This window comes from Streptococcus intermedius SK54 = ATCC 27335 (assembly GCF_000413475.1).
GTDB classification, from domain to species: domain Bacteria; phylum Bacillota; class Bacilli; order Lactobacillales; family Streptococcaceae; genus Streptococcus; species Streptococcus intermedius.
The window spans coordinates 444,613-467,489 of sequence record NZ_ATFK01000001.1; the positions used below are offsets into that span (position 1 = coordinate 444,613).

At 34.0% G+C, this 22,877-nt stretch carries 21 protein-coding genes; all 21 read left to right on the forward strand.

Annotation, left to right across the window (positions count from 1 at the left end):
* Positions 1-133: 133 nt before the first annotated feature.
* The 21 genes from HMPREF1654_RS02095 (at position 134) to rfbB (ending at position 22,864) form a co-directional block, all read left to right on the forward strand.
* The gene (locus HMPREF1654_RS02095; RefSeq protein ID WP_003075683.1) at positions 134-829 is read left to right on the forward strand and encodes a glycosyltransferase family 2 protein; all 696 of its coding nucleotides are present in this window, start codon (positions 134-136) and stop codon (positions 827-829) included.
* A 7-nt stretch (positions 830-836) separates the two neighbouring features.
* Complete coding sequence (locus HMPREF1654_RS02100) at positions 837-1,178, forward strand: DUF2304 domain-containing protein (protein ID WP_003075638.1); 342 nt, start codon at positions 837-839, stop codon at positions 1,176-1,178.
* The gene (locus HMPREF1654_RS02105; protein WP_003073015.1) at positions 1,162-2,445 is read left to right on the forward strand and encodes a lipopolysaccharide biosynthesis protein; all 1,284 of its coding nucleotides are present in this window, start codon (positions 1,162-1,164) and stop codon (positions 2,443-2,445) included. The genes HMPREF1654_RS02100 and HMPREF1654_RS02105 overlap by 17 nt, the downstream gene beginning before the upstream one ends.
* A complete protein-coding gene (locus tag HMPREF1654_RS02110) occupies positions 2,435-3,430 on the forward strand; it encodes a glycosyltransferase family 2 protein (protein ID WP_003075622.1) in 996 nt (331 codons plus the stop codon). The genes HMPREF1654_RS02105 and HMPREF1654_RS02110 overlap by 11 nt, the downstream gene beginning before the upstream one ends.
* A gap of 46 nt (positions 3,431-3,476) precedes the next feature.
* A complete protein-coding gene (locus HMPREF1654_RS02115; protein WP_016670368.1) occupies positions 3,477-5,018 on the forward strand; it encodes a DUF2142 domain-containing protein in 1,542 nt (513 codons plus the stop codon).
* A 115-nt stretch (positions 5,019-5,133) separates the two neighbouring features.
* Positions 5,134-5,694, forward strand: a complete 561-nt coding sequence (locus HMPREF1654_RS02120; RefSeq protein ID WP_003075686.1) for an excalibur calcium-binding domain-containing protein — start codon at positions 5,134-5,136, stop codon at positions 5,692-5,694.
* Between the two features lie 102 nt (positions 5,695-5,796).
* Entirely contained in the window at positions 5,797-6,723 is a 927-nt protein-coding gene (locus HMPREF1654_RS02125; RefSeq protein ID WP_003075652.1) for a glycosyltransferase family 2 protein, read from the forward strand.
* A gap of 73 nt (positions 6,724-6,796) precedes the next feature.
* A complete protein-coding gene (gene rfbD, locus HMPREF1654_RS02130; RefSeq protein WP_003075712.1) occupies positions 6,797-7,648 on the forward strand; it encodes a dTDP-4-dehydrorhamnose reductase in 852 nt (283 codons plus the stop codon).
* 102 nt (positions 7,649-7,750) lie between these two features.
* Complete coding sequence (cps2T, locus tag HMPREF1654_RS02135; RefSeq protein ID WP_003075691.1) at positions 7,751-8,899, forward strand: beta 1-4 rhamnosyltransferase Cps2T; 1,149 nt, start codon at positions 7,751-7,753, stop codon at positions 8,897-8,899.
* The gene (locus tag HMPREF1654_RS02140) at positions 8,896-9,831 is read left to right on the forward strand and encodes a glycosyltransferase family 2 protein (RefSeq protein ID WP_003073003.1); all 936 of its coding nucleotides are present in this window, start codon (positions 8,896-8,898) and stop codon (positions 9,829-9,831) included. Before cps2T ends, HMPREF1654_RS02140 begins: the two co-directional genes overlap by 4 nt.
* Positions 9,832-9,833: 2 nt before the next feature.
* Positions 9,834-10,640 carry an ABC transporter permease gene (locus HMPREF1654_RS02145; RefSeq protein WP_003073002.1) on the forward strand — a complete coding sequence of 269 codons (807 nt, stop codon included), beginning with the start codon at positions 9,834-9,836 and terminating at the stop codon, positions 10,638-10,640.
* Positions 10,640-11,860 (forward strand): ABC transporter ATP-binding protein, encoded by a 1,221-nt coding sequence (locus HMPREF1654_RS02150; protein WP_003075697.1) that lies wholly within the window; start codon positions 10,640-10,642, stop codon positions 11,858-11,860. The genes HMPREF1654_RS02145 and HMPREF1654_RS02150 overlap by 1 nt, the downstream gene beginning before the upstream one ends.
* 25 nt (positions 11,861-11,885) lie before the next feature.
* Positions 11,886-13,637 carry a glycosyltransferase family 4 protein gene (locus tag HMPREF1654_RS02155; protein WP_003075630.1) on the forward strand — a complete coding sequence of 584 codons (1,752 nt, stop codon included), beginning with the start codon at positions 11,886-11,888 and terminating at the stop codon, positions 13,635-13,637.
* Positions 13,634-15,394 (forward strand): rhamnan synthesis F family protein, encoded by a 1,761-nt coding sequence (locus HMPREF1654_RS02160; RefSeq protein WP_003075624.1) that lies wholly within the window; start codon positions 13,634-13,636, stop codon positions 15,392-15,394. Before HMPREF1654_RS02155 ends, HMPREF1654_RS02160 begins: the two co-directional genes overlap by 4 nt.
* Before the next feature lie 113 nt (positions 15,395-15,507).
* Positions 15,508-17,967, forward strand: a complete 2,460-nt coding sequence (locus HMPREF1654_RS02165) for an LTA synthase family protein (protein ID WP_003075644.1) — start codon at positions 15,508-15,510, stop codon at positions 17,965-17,967.
* 180 nt (positions 17,968-18,147) lie between these two features.
* The gene (locus tag HMPREF1654_RS02170; protein ID WP_003075673.1) at positions 18,148-18,837 is read left to right on the forward strand and encodes a tRNA (adenine(22)-N(1))-methyltransferase; all 690 of its coding nucleotides are present in this window, start codon (positions 18,148-18,150) and stop codon (positions 18,835-18,837) included.
* Complete coding sequence (locus tag HMPREF1654_RS02175; protein ID WP_003075679.1) at positions 18,824-19,621, forward strand: Nif3-like dinuclear metal center hexameric protein; 798 nt, start codon at positions 18,824-18,826, stop codon at positions 19,619-19,621. Before HMPREF1654_RS02170 ends, HMPREF1654_RS02175 begins: the two co-directional genes overlap by 14 nt.
* Positions 19,622-19,706: 85 nt before the next feature.
* Positions 19,707-20,177 carry an 8-oxo-dGTP diphosphatase gene (locus tag HMPREF1654_RS02180; RefSeq protein WP_003075661.1) on the forward strand — a complete coding sequence of 157 codons (471 nt, stop codon included), beginning with the start codon at positions 19,707-19,709 and terminating at the stop codon, positions 20,175-20,177.
* 140 nt (positions 20,178-20,317) lie between these two features.
* Complete coding sequence (gene rfbA / locus HMPREF1654_RS02185; protein WP_003072993.1) at positions 20,318-21,187, forward strand: glucose-1-phosphate thymidylyltransferase RfbA; 870 nt, start codon at positions 20,318-20,320, stop codon at positions 21,185-21,187.
* Positions 21,188-21,190: 3 nt separating this feature from the next.
* Positions 21,191-21,784: a dTDP-4-dehydrorhamnose 3,5-epimerase family protein gene (locus HMPREF1654_RS02190; RefSeq protein WP_003075632.1), complete on the forward strand. Its 594-nt coding sequence runs from the start codon at positions 21,191-21,193 to the stop codon at positions 21,782-21,784.
* 33 nt (positions 21,785-21,817) lie between these two features.
* Complete coding sequence (rfbB, locus tag HMPREF1654_RS02195) at positions 21,818-22,864, forward strand: dTDP-glucose 4,6-dehydratase (RefSeq protein WP_003075678.1); 1,047 nt, start codon at positions 21,818-21,820, stop codon at positions 22,862-22,864.
* The last annotated feature ends 13 nt before the right edge of the window (positions 22,865-22,877 follow it).

Consider the following 22,877-nt stretch of genomic DNA (forward strand, 5'->3'; position numbering starts at 1 on the left):
ATCATTGGTATAAAATAAAAGTATTTAAATCTATCCTATTGAGGATTTTTTGCTTCTTTTATGGAAATAGTAGAAAATGGAGCGTAGATGTAGTATAATATGCTTATATGATTTTGAAGGAGAATGAGATTAAGTGAAATCTTCGGATTTATTGATTATTATCCCTGCCTACAATGAAGAAGGCACTATTGAAAATGTTGTAAAAAACATTATCACGAATTATTCGCAATATGATTATGTGATTATCAACGATGGATCAAAGGATAAAACATCAGATATTTGCCATAATAATGGTTATAATATTATTGATTTACCAGTTAATTTAGGTTTGGCAGGAGCTTTTCAGACAGGACTTAGATACGCTTATGAGCAAGGGTATAAAAAAGCAGTACAGTTTGATGCGGATGGTCAACATTTGCCTGAATACATCTCAGGTTTGGAAGAAAAAATGGACGAAGGTTATGAAGTGGTTATTGGATCTCGTTTTGTGACGAAAAAGCGAGAAACGTCTCTGCGGATGATGGGAAACATTCTCATTAGTGCAGCTATTAAATTAACTACAGGAAAAACAATCAACGATCCTACTTCTGGTATGCGGATGTTTTCTGAAGGACTTATCAAAGAATTTGCACTCAATATCAATTATGGACCAGAACCCGATACAGTTTCATACCTAATTCGTCATGGTGTAAAAGTAGCAGAAGCTCAAGTTCAAATGGAAGAACGACAAGCTGGTGAAAGTTATTTGACGCTTTCTCGTTCTATTCAATATATGACGCATATGTTTGTGTCTATCTTGATTATTCAAAATTTCAGAAAGAGAGGGTAAACATTAAATGACTATTTGGTTTCAGATTGTATTAATTTTTGTCTCTATTATGACTTGTGTCTTTATTTTACGTAATATTCGCAAATCACAAGTTCAAATCAATGATGCTATTTTTTGGGTATTCTTCTCTTTAATTTTATTGGTATTTAGTATTTTTCCGAGTTTAGCAGAAGCAATTGCAAGTGCATTAGGAATTGTATCAGCAGTCAATTTTATCTTTTTATTTGTCATTTTTTTATTGCTCATCAATCAATTTCAACTTACTCTTAAATTATCAAAACTAGATACGAAATTTAAAAACTTAGTCCAAACAATAGCATTGAGGGATAAAGATGAAAATAAAAACTAATCCTTCTGCTAAAGAGATTTATTTTTGGAACTTATTAGGAAATTTAGCAGCGTCAGGAGTTTCAGTTCTTTATCTACTGATTGTAACAAGATTAACTTCTGCGAAAGTAGCTGATCAGTTTAGTTTGGCTAACTCTATTGGTACTCTTTGGATTGTTATTGGATTGTTTCAAGTAAGAAATTATCAAGGGACGGATGTGAATCAAAAGCATTCTTTTATAGGATATTTTCAAACTAGGATGATAACAATTCTAGTAATGTTAATCACGTTATACCCTTATTTATATATTGTAAGTGAAGGCCATTATTCTTTTGAAACGATTTTCTTGACATTTTTAATGGTTCTTTATCGTATGTGGGATGCAGTATCTGATTTGTTTCAAGGTTTATTTCAGCAAAGAGAGCGTATGGATATTGCTGGAAAAACAATGTTTTACCGCTATTCCACTAGTGTAATTATTTTATTTCTTAGCCTTTTGGCATCCAAATCTGTGATTGTAGGTTTATTTTCTCTCGTTTTTTGGAATGGTTTGGTTATTGTTTTTTATGAAATTAGTTTTCTTAAGTATTTTGAAACGATTCATTGGAGAGAGATCTTCTCTTGTAATTACAAAAAAGATATAAAAGATATTTTTTTGGCTTGTTGGCCATTATTTGTAAATGGTTTTATTTTATTGTATATTTTTAATGAACCTAAAATCATTATTGAAAAAGGGTTAAATCAAGAAGTTTTGTCGACAGGGATGCAACGTGATTTTAATATTCTTTTTATGCCCGTTTTTTTTATGAGTCTCATTATTTTAATGGTGAGACCCTTAATAACCCAAATGGCTATTTTGTGGAATCGAGAAAAATATAAGGAATTTTCTCTAATTGTGAAAAAACTTTTATTCTATTTACTTATAGGGGGGGTAACTGTTACGATAGTGGCTTATTTCATAGGTACTCCAATTCTTAGTTTGGTATTTGGAGTTACATTATCACAATACACCCTTCCTTTTACAATTTTAATCTTTGCAGGAGTTTTATATGCTTTAGCCATTATTTTTGAAAATATTCTAACCATTATTCGAAAACAACACTTATTAGTAGGCTTATATATTGTTTTATTAGTTATCACTAAATTCATAACAGAACCATTTATTTATCGTTATCATATGTTAGGTGCAGCACTCAGTTTTTTGATTGTTATGATTGCTTATTTAGCTGGTATTTTTGCTATTTATATGGTAGTTGGGAGAAGAAAAGGAAAAAAGAATGAAGTATGATTTAACTGTCATTATTCCTGTTTATAATACAGAAAAATATTTAAGAAGATGTTTAGATAGTATTGTTCATCAGGATAATTTAAAAGATTGCTCTTTACGCGTTATTTGTGTCAATGACGGGAGTACTGATCGTTCGGAAGAAATTATTAAGGAGTATGCTGCAAAATATCCATTTATCGAATTGTTTTCAAAGGAAAATGGAGGACTTGCAGATGTTCGTAATTTTGGTCTTGCTCACATTGAAGATAGTTTGTATACTGTTTCACTCGATTCAGATGATTTTTGGGAAGAATCATTTATTACAGAATTTTTAAAGGTTAAAGAACAAGGGGCAGATATAATATTTTTTGATATTAATTTAGTAGATTTTCAAGGAAAATTTATCAATGTTTTAAAAGTTCATCCTTACTCTGAGAAATATAGAAAAAAAGAGGATTACATGGTCGTAAAGCATGCTGCTTGGTCTAAAATTTGTAAAACAAGCTTGTATAATGGGATACAGTTTCCAAAAGGAAAATTATATGAAGATTTGGCAGTAATGCCATACTTAACGTCAAAATCAACTGATATTGCATATATAAAAAAACCACTAATTAATTATGTCATTAATACTCCAGGCTCAATCATGAATTCAAGCAAGTCAAATATTTTTGATATCTATGATGCGTTGAAATATTTATTTACTTTATTTGGTGATGATTTTGATAAATATAAAAAAGAATTGCAATATTTAGCTTTGGAGCATCTATGCATTGGTCATACCTACAGATTATTAAAATATCCGGCAGTGAAAAAGCAAGATTTCAAAGATATCATTCTCTTTATGGAAAAGTATTTTGGAAAAAACTGGGAGAAGAATAAATATATAAAACAAGGTGTACAAAAAGTGAATATTCACTCTAAATTAGCCTACATTGTCCCACTGTTTTTAAAAGTATTGAAGAATGAATGGTTTGGATTGTTATTGCTAGTTAGGAAAAACTAATACTCTATATTAAAACAAAAGAAGATTGGAGAAATAAGTAATTGTGATGGAGAAGTCTATTAATTGGTCATTTATATTCAATGCAAAAGACTGGTTTTATTCTTTTGCATTGAATATAACAAAACGATGGAAATATTTAGTTGGATTATGGGTGTTGTTATTACTTACTTATTTCTATTTAGGTGGCTCAACGACTACCGTTCCAAGAACTTTATTGTTTATAACCGGCTTAGTTTTTAGTATAACTATTTGCTTACCTGGAAAATTATATAATAAGGTATTTTTGAGCATTCTTTTTTCAGGAAGTCTTTTTGTTATTTTAACTCCTGTTTTAGATGCCCCCGATGAAACAGCCCATTATTCAAGAGCTTTATATATATCAGAGGCACATCTCTACCTACCCCAAAAATCTTCAGAGTTTAGAGTTTCTAAGGATGTCATAGAAGCTGAAAAAGTATTTAAAAAACCATTGATACATTCAGATTTAGATAAGGTTAAAACTTCTTCAAAGACTGCGCGTTATCCTAAATTTTTAGCAACAAATGCTTCATCGTTTATCCCTTATCTACCTCAAGTATTGGGTTTGATAATTTCTAAGATTTTAGGATTGAGTGTTCTATCCTCAATTATTTTAGGTCGGTTATGTAATCTTCTTGTTTATGCATTTTTAATTAAGGTGGCTATAAAAAAAGCTAAGGGGAAAGAATTATTGTTCGCAAGTCTAGGGATGTTGCCAATGAGTGTATATTTAGCATCTTCTTTTAGCACAGATGGCATGGTGAATGGGCTTCTCTTCCTAATTATTGCTTTATTTTGTGAGTATATTCAAAAAGATAAGGTTTCCTTATCAAATATCCTTTTATTTGCAATATTGTGTTTAATAATGGCTACCATGAAATTGCCTTATGTATTATTGGTAGGACTGTTATTATTTATACCAAAAAAGAAATTACCAGATAAGTATGCTTATATATTTATTATTGGATTAATCTTGTTAGTAGGAATTTTAAGTTTCTTTTGGTTACGTTTATCTAGTAATATTAATATGAATCAGGTAACTTCTAATGTAAATCCAGTTGAAAAGATTAAATACACATTAGAGCATATGAGTGAATTTACAAGAATGATTGTGCAAGAGTGGGTGAATTTAATTCCAAATAAAATTCCCTCCCTATTTACATTTGGTTGGTTAACCTATGGTTTAGGAAATTTACTATGGTTCTATTTAATATTTATCAGTTGTGTCATATTTATGATACCTCAATATAATCCTTTGCCTAAAATTAGTAAATATGGAACTTTTTTAGTCGGTACTGGAGTTACGTTTGGCATTTTAATGACAGCTTATTTAATGTGGGGAAAAGTTAATGAAATTGCTATTCAAGGTGTTCAAGGTAGATATTTTACTGGGGTTATTTTACTTTTAGGTTTAACATTTAATAGTATTAAACTATTTGTACCAGTATATCCGACACTCTCTTCAGAAGAAGAGGAAAAAAGAGATACCTTTATTTTATTTATTGCCTTGGTCTTTATAATGATGTCTGTCGTATTAACAGTACTTCAATATTATGGCTTTAAAATTTAATAGTTAAAGATAGGAATGATTTTAAATGAAAAAAGCACTAAGCAGTTTTGTTTTCTTAACATTAATAATGTTGTTGGGAATTTAAAAGGCAAAGGCTGATAATGAAGGTTTAGAAATGTACCGTTTGTATAATCCAAATAGTGGCGAACATTTTTATACAGCGAATTGGAATGAAAAAGAAATGCTTTCAAGAGTTGGCTGGCGTTATGAGGGGAGAGGCTGGATTGCTTCCTTAAAAGGACAGGATGTATATAGAATGTACAACCCTAATGCTGGCGATCATCATTATACTTTGAATGCTAATGAAAGAGATTTCCTTATTAAGTCTGGCTGGAGATATGAAGGAGTGGCTTGGAAATCCTCTGGTCAGTATCCATTGTATAGACTTTATAATCCAAATGCTAGAGCAGGTAGTCATCATTACACATTATCTGAAGCAGAAAAAGTGCATTTAACTCACGTTGGTTGGCGTTATGAAGGCATTAGTTGGTATGCTGTTGGGTTAGGGGCTCCAATTTCTCATCGATCGTCTTCTAATTCAGGAAATATAGTGAATCCGGAAATATATCCAAATTGTGAAGCTGCCCGAAGAGCCGGTGTAACTCCTATTTATCGTGGACAGCCTGGTTATAGTAGTAAATTGGATAGAGACGGAGATGGGGTTGCTTGTGAATAGTTAGCAAATCATTTATTTTAAATATCCCTTGTAAAGTTGGGCTTTGTTCCTAACTTTTTTATTTTTATGTTAGAATATATTTAACGACATAAGGAGGCTAAAATGACAATCTCAATCATCATTCCTTGTTTTAACGAGGAAGAATCGCTTCCATTATTTTATGCAGAAATGGAAAAAATAAAACAGCAGATAAAGGAAGAATTTCAATATATCTTTGTGAATGATGGTTCAAAAGATAGGACGTTGCAAGTTCTACGTGATTTGAACCAAACAGATAGAAATGTTCATTATCTCTCTTTTTCGCGAAATTTTGGGAAAGAAGCAGCTCTTTATGCTGGTTTGCAGCATGCAACGGGTGACTATGTAACTGTTATGGATGCGGATTTGCAAGATCCACCTGCATTATTGATTCAAATGAAAAATATGCTAGATGAAAATGCTGAATTGGATTGCGTAGGAACGCGTCGTACAACACGCAAGGGAGAACCTCAGATTCGTAGTTTTTTTGCGAAGATGTTTTATAAATTGATTAATAAAATTAGCCAGGTTGAGATGGTAGATGGAGCGCGTGATTTTCGTCTTATGCGCAGACAGATGGTGGATGCCGTTTTAGAGGTTTCTGAGTATAATCGTTTTTCCAAAGGGATTTTTGCTTGGGTTGGTTTTAAGACAGAATATTTAGAATACAAAAACGTGGAGCGCGTAGCAGGTCAGACGAGCTGGAATTTTTGGCAGTTGTTTAATTATTCCTTAGAAGGAATTATCAATTTTTCAGATGCTCCATTGACAATAGCTTTTGTGGGAGGGGTTGTTGCCTGCTTATTGGCATTTTTCCTTATCATTATTGTCATTATTCGTACCTTGATTTTTGGGGATCCTACATCTGGCTGGCCTTCGATGATTTCAATTATTCTCTTTCTAGGTGGTTTCCAATTGTTGACGATTGGTATTTTAGGGAAATATATAGGTAAAATATTCATGGAAACCAAAAAAAGGCCAGTTTATATCATTAAAGAGAAGAGTGAGTAGAAACCAGATTTTTTCTACTTTTTTTGGTATAATTAAGTTCATTGAATGTTTATTATTCAGAAAGGAATGTCAAATGATTTTAATTACAGGTGCTAATGGACAACTTGGGACAGAACTTCGTTATCTTTTAGATGAACGCAACGAAGAGTATGTGGCAGTTGACGTGGCAGAAATGGATATTACCAATGCCGAAATGGTTGAGAAGGTCTTTTCCGAAGTGAAGCCAAGTCTAGTCTATCATTGTGCCGCCTATACAGCAGTTGATGCGGCGGAAGATGAAGGAAAAGAATTGGACTATGCAATCAATGTTACAGGAACTGAGAATGTTGCTAAAGCAGCAGAAAAGCATGGTGCAACACTTGTTTATATATCTACTGACTATGTTTTTGCTGGAGATAAGCCAGTTGGTCAGGAGTGGGAGGTAGATGATCAACCAGACCCTCAGACAGAATATGGTCGTACGAAGCGTATGGGAGAAGAACTTGTTGAGAAATATTCTAGTCGTTTCTATATTATTCGCACCGCTTGGGTCTTTGGAAATTATGGAAAGAACTTCGTTTTTACCATGCAGAATTTAGCCAAAACACATAAAACCCTAACAGTTGTTAATGATCAGCATGGTCGTCCAACTTGGACACGTACGTTAGCCGAATTCATGACTTACTTAGCAGAAAATCAAAAAGAATTTGGTTATTATCATCTGTCAAATGATGCTACAGAGGATACGACTTGGTATGATTTTGCAGTAGAAATCTTAAAGAATACAGATGTCGAAGTTTTGCCAGTAGACTCTAGTAAGTTTCCAGCGAAAGCGAAACGTCCATTGAATTCGACCATGAGTTTAGCTAAAGCTAAGGCAACCGGCTTTGTCATTCCAACGTGGCAAGATGCTTTGCAAGAATTTTATAGGCAAGGAAAGAAATAAGGTATAAGCAGCCGAAAGGTTGCTTTTCTCTTTTATGTTACACAAACTGTTCATAAAGTGGTATAATAGTATGGATTGTAAAATCTTGAAGTGAGGAAAATCATGCAGCATGTATTCATTATTGGAAGTCGTGGTCTTCCTGCAAAATATGGTGGATTTGAAACTTTTGTAGAAAATTTGGTTGGACACCAGGTTTCACCACAGATTCAGTATCATGTGGCTTGCTTGTCAGATAAAGAAGCCTATCATCATTTTGACTACAAAGGCGTAGATTGTTTTACGATTCAAGCACCAAAATTTGGTCCAGCTCGTGTTATTGCCTATGATATGATGGCAATCAACTACGCTTTGAAGTTAGTGAAAGAGCAAGAAATAGTTCAACCAGTTTTTTATATTTTAGGAAATACAATCGGAGCTTTTATTGCACCTTTTGCTCGAAAAATTCACAATGCCGGTGGTATATTTTACATCAATCCTGATGGTCTGGAATGGAAGCGTGCAAAGTGGGCAAAACCAGTTCAAGCTTATCTCAAGTATTCTGAAAAGTTGATGACTAAACATGCAGATTTGGTAATTTCAGATAATCAAGGAATTGAAATGTACATCAACAAGATCTATCCTTGGTCTAAAACGACTTTTATCGCTTATGGAACAGATTTAAATTTATCTTCTTTGACAGATCAGACTACAAAAGTGCGTGATTTTTTTAACCAATGGCAGAGTAAAGAAAAAAATTATTATTTGATTGTTGGACGTTTTGTTCCAGAAAATAACTATGAAAGTATCATCTGTGAGTTTATGAAGTCACAGACGCAGCGAGATTTACTGATTGTCTGCAATCATCAAGGTAATGCTTATTTTGAAGAACTACGACAAAAAACAAATTTTGACCAAGATGAGCGAATTAAGTTTGTTGGAACGGTTTATGATCAGGAATTATTGAAGTACATTCGTAATCAAGCCTTTGCTTATATTCATGGTCACGAAGTTGGTGGAACCAATCCTGGCTTGCTGGAGGCGTTGGCGCAAACGGATTTGAACTTGGTTTTAGATGTCGATTTTAATCATCAAGTTGCAAAGGAAACTGCTTTCTATTGGCAGAAAGCAGATGCATCTTTAGTAGCATTGATTGACCAAGTAGATATGAAAGCCGATTTCTCCCAATTAGGGCAAGCTGCCAAAGAAAATATGAAAGAAAACTACACCTGGGAAAAAATTGTGGGTGAATACGAGGAATTATTTTTATCATGAAAGTGACGATTCTCATGTCCACCTACAATGGTGAGCGATTTTTAGCAGAACAAATTGAGAGCATTAGGCAGCAGACCTATACAGACTGGCAGCTGTTAATTCGAGATGACGGATCTAAAGACAGGACGCGTGAGATTATTCAAGATTTTTGTCAAAAAGATAATCGCATTCGTTTTGTGAATCCTGATAGTGTCGAGAATGTTGGGGTTATTAAAAGTTTCTTTCATCTTTTGAAATATCAAACGTCAGATTTCTATCTATTTAGCGATCAGGATGACGTTTGGTTGCCTGAAAAAATTGAGCTGCAGCTGAAAGAAGCAGAAAAATATGATAATACGCTACCTTTACTTGTTTATATGGATTTAAAAGTAGTAGATCAAGAACTCAATGTTGTTCATGAAAGTATGATTCAAACACAATCGGATCATGCCAATACAGAATTGCTCCAAGAATTAACAGAAAATACTGTGACTGGTGGCGTTTCGATGATTAATCAAGCTCTGGCTGACTTATGGACTGGGCAGGAGGAGTATGACTTACTCATGCACGACTGGTATCTAGCTCTACTAGCTACAGCTTTTGGCAAGCTGGTTTATATTGATAAGCAGGGAGAATTGTATCGGCAACATTCGAATAATGTTTTAGGTGCAAGAACATTCAGAAAAAGAATGCAAAATTGGATTCGCCCGCATATTCTCTTTGCAAAATATTGGAATCTCATCCAAGCGAGTCAAAAACAAGCAAAGAATTTATTAGCTTTGCCTCTGACTACTCAAAATAAAGAAATGATTGAAAATTTTGTGACAATCATGGAAGTACCTTTGACAGAACGATATAAGCGTCTATGGAAATATGGTTTCCGAAAAAATCGTACCTTCCATACTTTTGTCTTCACCACTTTGATTCTCACAAAATTTGCTTATAAGGAGTAATGATGGACTTATTTAGTCGAAAAAATATGATTCTCTTACGCGAGATGATTAAAACGGATTTTAAATTACGGTATCAAGGAAGTTTAATTGGCCATCTATGGTCCATTTTGAAACCTTTACTTTTGTTTACGATTATGTATTTAGTTTTTGTGCGATTTTTAAGATTCGATGATGGAACACCACACTATGCTATTGGTCTTTTAGTTGGTATGGTAACTTGGAATTTCTTTTCAGAAGCTACAAATATGGGGATGATGTCTATTGTTGCTCGTGGTGATTTGCTTCGAAAACTTAACTTTTCCAAAGAGATCATTGTTATTTCTTCAGTTGTTGGTGCAGCAATTAACTACTCTATTAATTTATTGGTTGTTTTCATCTTTGCTATAGTTAATGGAGTAGCAGTATCCATGGGCTGGTTTACAGTTATTCCGTTATTTGTTGAATTGATTTTATTTTCAACAGGAATTGCTTTTATATTAGCGACGTTATTTGTTAAATATAGAGATATTGGTCCGATTTGGGAAGTAGTGATGCAAGCAGGAATGTATGCGACACCTATTATCTACTCTCTTACCTTTATTTTGCAACGTGGTCAAGTGACAATTGCAAAACTCATGATGTTAAATCCTTTGGCACAGATCATTCAAGATTTGCGGCACTATATTGTTTTTTCAGGAAGCATGCGTGGCTGGGATTTAATTGGTCATAAAGGTGTTGCTATAGTGCCCTACATTCTTCCTTTCTTCATCTTTGGAATTGGGTATTATATTTTCCACAAAAATGCTAAGAGATTCGCGGAGATTTTATAATGTCAAATAAAAAAATTGCAGTAAAAGTTGATCATGTCAGTAAGTATTTTAAACTTCCTACTGAAGCAACGCAAAGTTTACGTACCAATTTAGTCAATTATTTTAAGGGGATTAAAGGCTATACGGAACAACATGTTTTAAAAGATATTAACTTTGAGGTTGAGGAAGGTGATTTCTTTGGGATTGTGGGCCGTAATGGTTCAGGAAAGTCTACTCTTTTAAAAATCATTTCGCAAATTTATGTTCCTGAGAAAGGGAAAGTCACTGTCAATGGGAAAATGGTTTCCTTTATTGAACTTGGTGTTGGTTTTAACCCAGAATTGACTGGACGTGAAAATGTCTATATGAATGGTGCTATGCTTGGTTTTACAACAGAAGAAATTGATGCCATGTACAATGACATTGTTGATTTTGCCGAATTACATGAATTCATGAATCAAAAATTGAAGAATTATTCAAGCGGAATGCAGGTTCGTTTGGCATTTTCGGTCGCGATTAAAGCACAAGGTGATGTTCTCATTCTTGATGAAGTTCTTGCAGTCGGTGATGAAGCTTTCCAGAGAAAATGTAACGATTATTTTTTAGAACGAAAAAAATCTGGGAAAACAACTATTCTTGTTACGCACGATATGGGTGCTGTTAAAAAATATTGCAATAAAGCTGTTTTGATTGAGGATGGGTTGATTAAGGCGATTGGAAATCCTGATGATGTTGCGAATCAGTATAGCTTTGATAATGCTATTCAACCAACACAAGAGAAAGATACTTCTTCAGAGAATAAAATGAAACAAGTTGCATTAGTTGAGAACTTTGAAGTAAAATTGTTATCTCCAAATCAAGTCACGCCAGATGATGAGTTGAAATTTGAATTTACGTTTAAACAACTCCAAAACATTGAAACCCATATTGCTATGTCATTTGTTGATATTAACACTAATTATGGGTATTATAATGATAATTCTATGGATTTAAAAATCGGTGGTACAGGCGAAAAGAAAGTCACTTATACATGTAAGCTTCCTTATTTAAACCGTGCTCGTTTAAGATTAGAAGCAACAGTTCGTGATACTGACAAGCGTGTTTTAGCTTTTGCAGTATCTTCAAAAGCTCCAATCGTCTTTATTGAACGGAATGATATTCTAGAGGATGATAAATCTGCATTAGATTCTGCAACGGGCTTACTTGTTAGAAATGGAAGTTGGCAAGAATCGGACATATAAAACTTTACAAAACGAGGGCTGAATTATGGTAAAGCGTATTTTATTTATCTCTCCAACTGGGACATTAGACAATGGAGCTGAAAAATCAATAACGAATTTAATGGTTTATTTATCTGAAATCGGCTATGATATTTACAACGTCTATCCTGAAAATGGGCACCCGACTCATACAAGTTATAAAAGCAAGCTGTCTAATGCCAATGTTCACTTGTTTCCACTATCTACGATAAAATGGTGGTGGGAAGAAGCACCTGGTGAATTACTATTTTCTAGAGAAGAACGTATTGCTTTTTATCAAAAGAATATTAAAGAAATACGAGATATTATTATTGAGCAAGATATTGATTTAGTTATTTCTAACACGGCAAATGTTTTTCAAGGAGCTGTAGCAGCAGCTTGTGAGAATATCCCACATTTTTGGCTTATCCATGAATTTCCAGAGAGAGAATTTGAATATTATGCCAAAAAAATGAAGTTTATTTTTGATAGTTCGGATAAAGTTTTTTCTGTACGGGGAAATCTAGCCCAAAAATTGGCTGAGTTAAATAATAATCCTGTTAATTTAGAAACATTTATTCCTTATACACAATTTACAACTGAAGCTTTGGCAGAGTCCAATCAAAGAAGAATCGTTTCAATTGGTGTAATAAATGAAAATAAAAATCAAATTGAGCTTCTTAAAGCATATAAAAAACTTGGGAGCAATGATATTCCCTTAATTTTCATTGGTGGCTGGCAAAAAGAGGCGAAAGAGGAGTGCGATGCTTTTATTGAGAAATATGAATTAACTAACGTCCAATTTTTGGGTTATAATGACCAACCGTGGAAAAAAGTGACAGATTCAGATATTTGTATATATACTTCTAAATCCGAAGCCTTTCCTCTCGTTTTTATTGAATCTATTTTGAGGGGAGTTCCTACAATAGTTTCAAATAATAATGGCTATAAATCAGTGAAAGAGTATTTTGGTGTGGGTACGACATATCAGTTGGGAAATATTGACTCATTGGTTGATAAGATGGCAGATTTTCTTGAAAATTTCGATATACATAAGAATAATGCAGTTCTTGCAAGAGAGAGAGCTAAACAGCTTTATACACTTGATAAGTGTTATGATAGTTTACTTGCAAATATAGCATCCCTTTCAACAAGAACAGAGAAAACCCTACAAGCTCTTAGCCCCTTGTTAGGAGAAACATTGCCAAATCATTCCATATTGAATATAAAGAAGCAGCTTATTACGATTTTTTACGCACGAGCAGATGAAGAATTTTCGGAAACAAATAGTCTGAAATTTCCATTACAGTATGCAGATGAACTTTATTTTAAGATTCCATATGAAGCGGCTAGGTTGAGAATTGATTTATCTGAGGTTCCCAATTATTATAAAAATGTTAGCCTAAAAACTTACCATAAGCAGACAGAAGTGGAAGTTACTTTTACAAATGGACTTTTGCTTTCTAATGAATTACTTTTCGGGAAAAATGATCCTCAGCTTCACTATCAGATTGATACTGTTGGTGATTCAGAATTTCTTTTTTCGTATGAAATGAAAGATATTTTTGACCTTATGAAAGAAGGTTCGGTTTTGACTGAATTATCAGAGGCGAATGGACTTAACCAGAAATTGCTGGGGAACATTACGGATTTGGAAGGACAGATTCAACAGTTAGAATGTGACTATCAAAAATTAGTTCATGAACACAATGCGGTTATAGGAAGCAGACGCTGGATCATTCCAACTAAAATTATTAACTTCTTTAGGAGAAGACAATGAAACGATTATTAATTTATGTTCATTTTAATAAATACGATCATATCAGTCGACATGTATTTTACCAAATTGAACATATGCGGCCTTTATTTGAAAAACTTGTTTTTATTTCAAATAGCAAGTTAAGTCTATCTGAAGTAGAGAAACTTCGTGAAAAAAAATTAATTGACGAATTTATTCAACGTGAAAATACTGGTTATGATTTTGGAGCATGGCATGATGGTATGGCTTTAGTTGGTTTTGACAAGTTGAAAGAATACGATTCAATTACTGTGATGAACGATACTTGTTTTGGTCCACTTTGGGATATGAAACCTATTTATCAAAAATATGAGTCTAATTCAGAAGTAGACTTTTGGGGAATGACGAATCATCAGGAAGTTAAACAAAGAAATCTGTTCATTAATGAACATCTTCAATCTTATTTTATTTCTTTTAAAAATAGACTAGTTCAGTCAACCGTATTTCAAAATTTCTGGCAATCAGTTGAAAATTATATAGATGTACAAAAGGTTATTGATAATTATGAGACCCAGTACACCAAGAAATTTGTAGATGCAGGTTTTAAATATCAGACAATTTTGAATACGATTCCTTTAAAAGATGACTTTTTCCATAGTAACTTCACAATTCATTATCCGCATGTTTTATTGGAAAATCATGTTCCTTTTATTAAGATAAAAACATTTGATTTGACTCAACATTTATCTCCTTACTTACTGAAGGCAATTGAACAGGAATCAGATTATCCGACAGAATTTATTTTATCTCATATGTCTGATATGAGTTTACCAACACCTCCATATTTGCTTGATAGAAAAGTATTAAAAGATAATCAATTTCAGTATTCAAATCAAAAGAAAGTTGCGGTGCATCTCCATACTTATTATGTGGATCTTTTGGAAGAATTTTTAATAGCTTTTGAAGGTTTTCATTTTAATTACGATTTATTTTTGACAACAGATTCTGAGAAAAAGAAAGCGGAAATTGAAAAGATTTTAACAAAATATGGTAAGGTAGGTAAAGTTTATATTACTGGAAATCGGGGTCGTGATGTTATTCCGATGTTGAAACTCAAAAAAGAACTGTCAAAATATGATTATATCGGTCATTTTCATACGAAAAAATCTCCAGAGTATCCGCATTGGGTAGGAGATTCATGGAGAAATGAACTTTTTGATATGTTAATCAAACCGGCAGATAAAGTTATAGCTAGTTTGGAAAATGATGAACGGTTAGGTTTAGTTATTGCTGATATTCCATCTTTTTTCCGTTATACAAAGATTGTTGATCCGTGGAATGAAAATAAATTCGCAGATGATATGAACCTGCTCTGGGAACGAATGAATATTAAACGGTCTATAGATTTCAATCAATTAAATACATTTGTCATGAGTTATGGAACCTTTATTTGGTTTAAATATACTGCTCTGAAACCGTTATTTGATTTGAATCTGCAAGATGAAGATATTCCATCAGAACCACTACCACAGCATACCATTTTACATTCTATTGAACGAATTTTGGTTTATTTAGCATGGTCTCAACGTTATGACTACGCAATCTCTAAAAATGAGATTTATATTACTCCTTTTGTGGATAATATCGTTTTAAATATTCGTCCAGATACCTTACCAAACACCTATATAAATTTCGATAATATTGGTGGTATTAAAGGTGCTCTGAAATATATTTATCGTGGACCAGGGAGTGCAATTAAGTATTTGCTGAAAAGATTAAAACGAAAATTTACTTCGTGAAGTTTTTAAAATTCATTTTATCTTATTAATGAGCATTGATTAATCTTTCTATCAAAGATTATCAAGGCTTGTTTTTTAGTAATTTAAACAATGAATTTTATTGGATGATAATTATGAAAATATTAAATAAATATTATAGACAATTTAGTATATTGTTAATCAGCTTTTTATTTTTTAATGTAATAGGAGTTTGTTTAAAATTTATAGAAGAAAATGAAAGCAAAACAATCACTTCCTATATGCTATTTGGTTTACTATGTGTATTGTTAATTGCAGTATGTTTAGGGTATGTTGTATCAAAGGTTTTAAATAAAAGATTCTATTTTTATACATTATTAATTTATATGGAATATTTATTTTTCTCTTATTTACTAGAAATATCTATACATTTAACTGTACCTTCTTATGATTTGTGGAATTTTAAAGCTAACCATTTATTTCAGCTAAACTCTTTGATTTTTATTATTCCAACATTATTGTTAGCAATTGTTTTTAAATATACTCCCAAATTAAATAATATAAAGTTTTTAGATAGTTTGATAATCAATGAAGAAAATTGTGATATTTTAAAAACATTCTTTTTATCACAGGTATTATTAAATTTTATATTACTGGATAGTAAGACTTTAGAGTTTCTCAAGCAAACCAGTTTTTTAAAAAAATTTATCGTTAATAATAAATTTCAAATAACTGATTACTTCGCTTTCTCTTTAATAGGTTTGCTTGTTTATTTAACTATTTTACTTGCCACTCCTAGTTTTTTCTCGGTAAAAGCAATAAAAGATATTTGTAAGAATAAGGCTAGTTTTTCAGTTGCTAGTTTGTTTAGTTTATTATTTGCTATTATTTTTAATTTTACGATACAAAATAGTATAAGAGGAGATACCGAATTTCGTCTTTCAACAGGAGCAACCTCGTTTCAAATTATTATTTTCTTTGCTATTTTTTTGGTTATGTATCTCATATTTAATCGTTTTTTAATTTCTACTATATTTATTTCACTAATTATTAGTGGGATAACTATAGCGAGTAGCCTTAAATTTCAATTCCGTCAAGAACCGATATTACCTAGTGATATTGTTTGGTTAAAGGAGCCTAAATTATTATTAGAATTCATGAATGGATTTGCATGTATAGTATATATTTTATTGGGGCTTTTTGTTATAGTAAGTTTGTATATTTTTTTCAGAAAAAAAATATTGGCAAATAAGATTATACCAAATTATAAATATCGCTTATCTATTTTGATACTAACTGCAGTATTGTTAATGTCAATTGTGGGAATATTTACAAACAAAAAAGATGGTAAAATTCAAGAGAATATACCTATAATTTCTGTTCTTAATAATTATGAAGATTTGAATTGGTATGGAAACATGATAAATGCTCGCTCGCGTTCACTTGTATTTGTATGGTTATCACATCTGTCAGATAGTACAATGTATAAACCTCAGAAGTATAGTGCCGAAAAAATTAAAGCAATTGAGCAAAAATATCAAAAAGCTTCTCAAATTTTAAATAAAGAACGAACAAATAAAATAGAAGAACAAACGGTTATTTACATATTAAGTGAAAGTTTTTCTGATCCTACTCGTGTTGAAGGGGTTAAACTTTCTAAAAATCCTATTTCAAATATTCAAAAAATTAAGGAGCAGAATACGAGTGGTTTAATGAAATCGGATGGCTATGGTGGTGGGACAGCCAACATGGAGTTTCAATCTTTAACCGGTCTACCATTCTATAATTTATCACCCAGTATTTCTGTTGCTTATACAGAAGTTGTTCCTAAAATGAATAAATTTCCTGTCATTAGTAACCTGTTTGAAGCCAAGAAACGGGTTGCTATACATTTAGCTGCGCCAACAAATTACTCTAGAAATGTTATTTATAAATCTTTAGGTTATTCTAAGTTTATTAGTTTATTAACAAAAGGACTGGATGTTCATTATCAGGGAGTAAATTATAGTGATAGTTCCACTTATCAATTAATTATTGATAATATGAAAGATAATCAGAATTATTTTTTCTCTGTTATGACGATGCAAAATCATTCTCCTTGGAAAGAAGAAGAACCAAACAATATTGAAGCTTCTAATTCAAATTTTTCTAGTGATGTAAATGAACAATTGACCAACTACACGCGCCTATTGCACCACACAGATATCGCCACAAAAGATTTTCTTGATCGGCTTTCGAAAATCAATAAGAAAGTTACGGTTGTTTTCTATGGAGATCATTTACCAGGATTATATCCTCAATCGGCTTTTAAGAATAATCCAGAGAGTCAATATTTAACAGATTATTTTGTGTGGAGTAATTATGAAACCCCGAAATTGAACTATCCAATTGTAAATTCAAGTGATTTCACAGCTTTATTATTAGAACAGACCAATTCAAAAGTGTCACCTTATTATGCTTTATTAACAGAAGTTTTGCATAAGGCAAGTGTTGGTAAAAAAAATTTGGATGCAGAAGGAAGGCAAATTGCAGAAGATCTGAAGCTAATCCAGTATGATATAGTGGCTGGGAAAGGCTATTTGACAAAAGATTTTTTCAAAGTACAGAGTGAATAAAAAATTATAATGTACATGTCCATAACTTCCATATTTAGTATGACATAGATATAATCGTAATATTTTCTCCTACTTGGCTTGACAAGTGGGGGTTATTTATTTCTCTGGGAGTAGGCTCTTTTTTAAGTTCTTTAAAAATGATATACTAAAATAAAACGATTATTTTAGAAATGAGTTATCATGCAAGTAAAGAATATCTCAAAACGATTGGAGAAAGTGGCTAGTTTTGTTCCACAGGGGGATAAAATCTTGGATGTGGGGAGTGATCACGCCTATTTACCCATTTATTTAATACAGCAAGGGCGTATTGTGTCGGCTGTTGCTGGAGAAGTTGTTGAAGGACCATATCAGTCTGCGGTTGCGAATGTGAGGGATAATGGTTTATCTGATAAAATTTCTGTTCGTTTAGCAAATGGTTTGGCAGCTTTTGATGTGGGAGATCAGATTGATGATATCGTTATTGCAGGGATGGGAGGAAGGCTAATTGCAGATATTTTAGAACGTGGTAGTACTAAATTGGCATCTGTTAGGCGTTTGATTCTTCAGCCCAACAATCGAGAAGATGAACTTCGCAGGTGGTTGTGTGGTCATGATTTTCAAATTATTAAGGAAGCTCTTGTGGAAGAAAATGGGAAATTCTACGAGATCATAATAGCTGAGCAAGGGAAGCAAGTGTTGAATGCTGATCAAGAACGCTTTGGACCTTATCTGATGAGAGAACAATCGACAATTTTTCGAGATAGATGGCGCTGGGAAGCAGATAAGTTGGAAAAAGCACTGGCTAAAATTCCAGAGAAAAATCTAGCGGAACGCTCAGCTATGTCCCAAAAAATCAAGCAAATCAAGGAGGTACTCCATGCTGGCGAGTGATTTTATTAATCGTTATGAAGCGTACTGCCCTCAGGACTTATCCGAGGAGGGAGATGTTCGAGGACTGCAAATTGGAACTCTAAATAAGGAAGTTAAGCGTGTGCTGGTGTCTTTGGATATCCGCGAGCAGACAGTTGCAGAGGCGATTGAAAAGAGAGTGGATTTGATTTTGGTTAAGCATGCTCCGATTTTTCGTCCTATTAAAGATTTGGTGGCGGAGCGATCTCAGAATCAGATTTACATCGATCTGATTAAGCATGATATTGCAGTTTATGTCAGCCATACCAATATTGATATTGTAGATGATGGTCTTAATGACTGGTTCTGTGATCTACTGGAAATCACCGATACGGATTATCTTAGCGAAACGGCTCCCGGGTACGGTATTGGGCGTATTGGCAAGATCGTGCCTCAGACTTTTGGAGAATTTGCAATCAAGGTTAAGGAAAAATTTGGTCTGGATAGTCTGCGTTTGGTGAGTTATATGGCTATGGATCTGGAGCGAATGGTTGAGAAAGTAGCGATTTGTGGTGGCAGTGGTCAATCCTTGTACAAAGAGGCGCTTGCTAAGGGAGCACAAGTTTATATTACGGGCGATATTTACTACCATACAGCACAAGATATGCTAAGTGAGGGTCTTCTAGCTTTGGATCCGGGTCATCATATAGAAGTGCTTTTTGTAGAAAAATTAGTTGAAAAGTTTCAAGACTGGAAAGTAGAAGAGGGCTGGGAAGTTAAATTTTTAGCCAGTCAGGTTTCTACAAATCCGTTTAAATATAAATAAATAGCCATTATTGGGGCAGAAAACAAGCGGTAGCTGAAGTCTAGTTGCTTATTCTTCTAAAAGATCGATTAAGAAAGAGAAGTAGATGACAGAGAATATTTTAAATTGGGTTAATATTTGTGTAAAAAAGGGGAATCAGATTCTCTTACTCAATCGGCAACACGATGATTTTAAAGGCTGGATTCAACCAGGTGGGAAAGTTGAGTTTCCAGAATCTTTTTTTGAAGCAGCTGTGCGAGAGTTGAAAGAGGAAACAGGATTGACAGCTCTTAATTTAGTTTTAAAGGGAATTTCTGGTTTTACAAATCCTGACAAACAGGAGCGTTATGTTTACTATGATTTTCTCTGTACTGAGTTTACAGGTCAAGTTCATGGAACTAGCCGGGAAGGGGAACCCAAATGGCGGGAGATTTCAGAGCTTGAGCAATTGGACATGCAGGATGACATTAGGACTAGGCTTCCTTTATATTGGCGACGAGGTTCTTTTGAGCGTATTCACTATTGGGATGAAGAGCATCATTGTGTCAAAGAAACCAAGACGATTTTATATGATTGAGTCAACAATGATTTCTGGCTGAATAGAACTATCAAAACAGTTACAGGAGTTTGCTTTAAATTTTGGTTGTTAAGTAATAAGTGACATCCGCTTTCAAAAATGGTAAAATGAAGAGAATACATTAAGAGAGGAAACTCATTATGAAAGGTATTATCCTTGCAGGTGGCTCGGGTACACGTTTATATCCTTTAACTAGAGCCGCGTCTAAACAACTCATGCCGGTTTATGATAAACCCATGATTTATTATCCGTTATCAACCCTTATGTTGGCTGGTATCAAAGATATCTTGATTATTTCAACTCCGACAGATCTCCCTCGTTTTGAGGATTTGTTGGGTGATGGCTCAGAATTTGGTATTAAACTTTCTTATGCGGAGCAACCAAGTCCAGATGGTTTGGCTCAAGCCTTTATTATTGGTGCCGACTTTATCGGCGATGATCATGTGGCTTTGATTTTAGGTGATAATATTTATCATGGACCAGGCCTTAGCAAAATGCTTCAAAAAGCTGCTTCGAAGGAAAAAGGAGCGACTGTTTTTGGTTACCAAGTGAAAGATCCAGAACGTTTTGGTGTGGTTGAATTTGATGACAATATGAATGCAATCTCTATTGAAGAAAAACCAGAACAACCACGTTCTAATTATGCAGTTACAGGACTTTATTTCTATGATAACGATGTTGTAGAAATTGCTAAGAAGATCAAGCCAAGTGCACGTGGAGAGTTAGAAATTACTGATGTCAACAAGGCATACTTAGAACGTGGTGATTTGTCTGTTGAGCTGATGGGACGTGGTTTTGCTTGGTTGGATACAGGTACTCATGAAAGCTTATTGGAAGCAGCTCAATATATCGAAACAGTTCAGCGTATGCAGAATGTTCAAGTGGCAAATCTGGAAGAAATTGCCTATCGTATGGGTTATATTACCAAAGAGCAGGTTCATGATTTGGCCCAATCCCTAAAGAAAAACGAATATGGTCACTATCTACTACGTTTGATTGGAGAAGAATAAGACATGTCGGAACAATTTTTTGAAAAAAAATTAGCAGCCCGCAAGATTGAGACTATTCCCGGTATGTTGGAATTTGATATCCCAGTTCATGGAGACAATCGTGGCTGGTTCAAGGAAAACTTTCAAAAAGAAAAAATGCTTCCACTAGGTTTTCCAGAGAGTTTTTTTGTAGAAGGTAAGCTCCAAAACAATGTCAGCTTTTCCCGCAAAAATGTGCTCCGTGGACTCCATGCAGAGCCTTGGGATAAATACATTTCTGTCGCAGATGGTGGGAAAGTTCTCGGATCTTGGGTTGACTTGCGTGAAGGGGAAACATTCGGAAATACCTACCAAATGGTCATTGATGCCAGCAAGGGAATTTTCGTTCCTCGCGGTGTAGCAAATGGCTTTCAAGTATTGTCAGATACGGTTTCTTATAGCTATTTGGTCAATGATTACTGGGCATTGGAATTGAAGCCTAAGTATGCCTTTGTCAACTATGCAGACCCAGCTCTAGGCATCAAGTGGGAAAATCTTGACCAGGCAGAAGTTTCTGAAGCGGATAAGCATCATCCGTTCCTCAAAGATGTTAAGCCTTTGACAAAAGATATGTTATAAGACATCAAGACAAGAATAGGAGAAAATCTTTTCATGACTGAATATAAAAATATTGTAGTAACAGGTGGAGCAGGATTTATCGGTTCTAACTTTGTTCATTATGTGTACAATAACTTCCCAGATGTGCATATCACGGTTCTGGATAAGCTAACTTATGCTGGTAATCGAGCTAACATTGAAGAAATTCTAGGCGATCGAGTGGAGTTAGTTGTGGGAGACATTGCAGATGCAGATATTGTTGACCAAGTAGCTAAGAATGCGGATGCTATTGTTCACTATGCAGCAGAAAGTCATAATGACAATTCGCTAAATGACCCTCGTCCATTTATCGATACGAACTTTGTTGGAACTTATACGCTTCTTGAAGCAGCTCGTAAATACAACATTCGTTTCCACCATGTGTCGACTGACGAAGTTTACGGAGATCTTCCTCTTCGTGAAGATCTTCCAGGGCACGGTGAAGGACCGGGTGAAAAATTCACCCCAGAAACGAAATACAATCCTAGTTCGCCTTATTCATCTACCAAGGCAGCTTCAGACTTGATTGTTAAAGCTTGGGTACGCTCATTTGGCGTGAAAGCGACTATTTCTAACTGTTCAAACAACTATGGTCCTTACCAGCACATCGAGAAGTTCATTCCACGTCAAATTACTAATATTCTGAGTGGGATCAAACCAAAACTCTACGGTGAAGGAAAGAATGTTCGTGACTGGATTCATACAAATGATCATTCAGCAGGTGTTTGGACGATTCTGACCAAGGGACAGATCGGTGAAACTTACTTGATTGGTGCTGACGGTGAGAAGAACAATAAGGAAGTACTGGAGCTCATTCTCAAAGAAATGGGACAGCCTGCTGATGCTTATGATCATGTGACAGATCGTGCTGGTCACGACCTTCGCTATGCGATTGATGCTAGCAAGTTGCGGGATGAACTGGGCTGGAAACCAGAATTCACTAACTTTGAAGCTGGATTGAAAGAAACAATCAAGTGGTACACAGATCACCAGAATTGGTGGAAAGCTGAAAAAGAAGCTGTCGAAGCCAACTATGCTAAGACTCAAAAAGTGTTGAAATAAACTATTGTTGAAG

Excerpts from the sequence above, each read along its gene's own strand:
- HMPREF1654_RS02100 (WP_003075638.1), top strand. The coding sequence starts at position 837 with ATGACTATTTGGTTTCAGATTGTATTAATTTTTGTCTCTATTATGACT.
- HMPREF1654_RS02105 (WP_003073015.1), top strand. The coding sequence starts at position 1,162 with ATGAAAATAAAAACTAATCCTTCTGCTAAAGAGATTTATTTTTGGAAC.
- HMPREF1654_RS02110 (WP_003075622.1), top strand. The coding sequence starts at position 2,435 with ATGAAGTATGATTTAACTGTCATTATTCCTGTTTATAATACAGAAAAA.
- HMPREF1654_RS02115 (WP_016670368.1), top strand. The coding sequence starts at position 3,477 with ATGGAGAAGTCTATTAATTGGTCATTTATATTCAATGCAAAAGACTGG.
- HMPREF1654_RS02120 (WP_003075686.1), top strand. The coding sequence starts at position 5,134 with ATGTACCGTTTGTATAATCCAAATAGTGGCGAACATTTTTATACAGCG.
- HMPREF1654_RS02125 (WP_003075652.1), top strand. The coding sequence starts at position 5,797 with ATGACAATCTCAATCATCATTCCTTGTTTTAACGAGGAAGAATCGCTT.
- rfbD (WP_003075712.1), top strand. The coding sequence starts at position 6,797 with ATGATTTTAATTACAGGTGCTAATGGACAACTTGGGACAGAACTTCGT.
- cps2T (WP_003075691.1), top strand. The coding sequence starts at position 7,751 with ATGCAGCATGTATTCATTATTGGAAGTCGTGGTCTTCCTGCAAAATAT.
- HMPREF1654_RS02140 (WP_003073003.1), top strand. The coding sequence starts at position 8,896 with ATGAAAGTGACGATTCTCATGTCCACCTACAATGGTGAGCGATTTTTA.
- HMPREF1654_RS02145 (WP_003073002.1), top strand. The coding sequence starts at position 9,834 with ATGGACTTATTTAGTCGAAAAAATATGATTCTCTTACGCGAGATGATT.
- HMPREF1654_RS02150 (WP_003075697.1), top strand. The coding sequence starts at position 10,640 with ATGTCAAATAAAAAAATTGCAGTAAAAGTTGATCATGTCAGTAAGTAT.
- HMPREF1654_RS02155 (WP_003075630.1), top strand. The coding sequence starts at position 11,886 with ATGGTAAAGCGTATTTTATTTATCTCTCCAACTGGGACATTAGACAAT.
- HMPREF1654_RS02160 (WP_003075624.1), top strand. The coding sequence starts at position 13,634 with ATGAAACGATTATTAATTTATGTTCATTTTAATAAATACGATCATATC.
- HMPREF1654_RS02165 (WP_003075644.1), top strand. The coding sequence starts at position 15,508 with ATGAAAATATTAAATAAATATTATAGACAATTTAGTATATTGTTAATC.
- HMPREF1654_RS02170 (WP_003075673.1), top strand. The coding sequence starts at position 18,148 with ATGCAAGTAAAGAATATCTCAAAACGATTGGAGAAAGTGGCTAGTTTT.
- HMPREF1654_RS02175 (WP_003075679.1), top strand. The coding sequence starts at position 18,824 with ATGCTGGCGAGTGATTTTATTAATCGTTATGAAGCGTACTGCCCTCAG.
- HMPREF1654_RS02180 (WP_003075661.1), top strand. The coding sequence starts at position 19,707 with ATGACAGAGAATATTTTAAATTGGGTTAATATTTGTGTAAAAAAGGGG.
- rfbA (WP_003072993.1), top strand. The coding sequence starts at position 20,318 with ATGAAAGGTATTATCCTTGCAGGTGGCTCGGGTACACGTTTATATCCT.
- HMPREF1654_RS02190 (WP_003075632.1), top strand. The coding sequence starts at position 21,191 with ATGTCGGAACAATTTTTTGAAAAAAAATTAGCAGCCCGCAAGATTGAG.
- rfbB (WP_003075678.1), top strand. The coding sequence starts at position 21,818 with ATGACTGAATATAAAAATATTGTAGTAACAGGTGGAGCAGGATTTATC.